Annotated in this window: 2 tRNA genes; both read right to left on the bottom strand. The window is 40.7% G+C overall.

Annotation, left to right across the window (positions count from 1 at the left end):
- Positions 1 to 293 precede the first annotated feature (293 nt).
- Positions 294 to 367: transfer RNA gene (locus tag ACYQ4S_RS12225), tRNA-Arg, on the bottom strand.
- 26 nt (positions 368 to 393) lie between these two features.
- Positions 394 to 466, bottom strand: a tRNA-Lys gene (locus ACYQ4S_RS12220).
- Positions 467 to 519: the final 53 nt, after the last annotated feature.

The raw sequence follows: 519 nt of genomic DNA, 5'->3' as shown, positions 1-519 counted from the left end.
GACTATCCGAAGATATAAACCGAACGTATTTTCGAATACGTGGCGGTTTAGTTCAGTGCACCCTTTTTTATGAAAATAGGTTGTCATTTTATAATCTATTCTCTTGACTTAACACCATAATGCTTTACTATTGACTATAAGGCATCGATGATTGTTTGACTATTTTTGACTATTAACAATTATACCAACAATTATGGCAAATGAAAAGAGAGAAGCAACGTCAATCCTGAGAGTATCAAAAAAAGGCAGCTTAAGATTTCCATCTAAAGCAACCTTTGTATTTTGATATCTTACGCGCCCTAAAGGACTTGAACCCTTAACCGCCTGATCCGAAGTCAGGTGCTCTATCCAATTGAGCTAAGGACGCATGGATGGTCATATTGCCGTTTGCAATGAGCCGTACAGGATTCGAACCTGTGACCCACTGATTAAAAGTCAGTTGCTCTACCAACTGAGCTAACGGCTCATGGATCTATGGAGGTTAACGGGCTCGAACCGCTGACCCTCTGCTTGTAAGGC

This window comes from Alkalibacterium sp. s-m-28 (assembly GCF_054658175.1).
The sequence above is the reverse complement of the archived record's forward strand: the minus strand, read 5'-3'. Positions and strand labels throughout refer to the sequence as shown.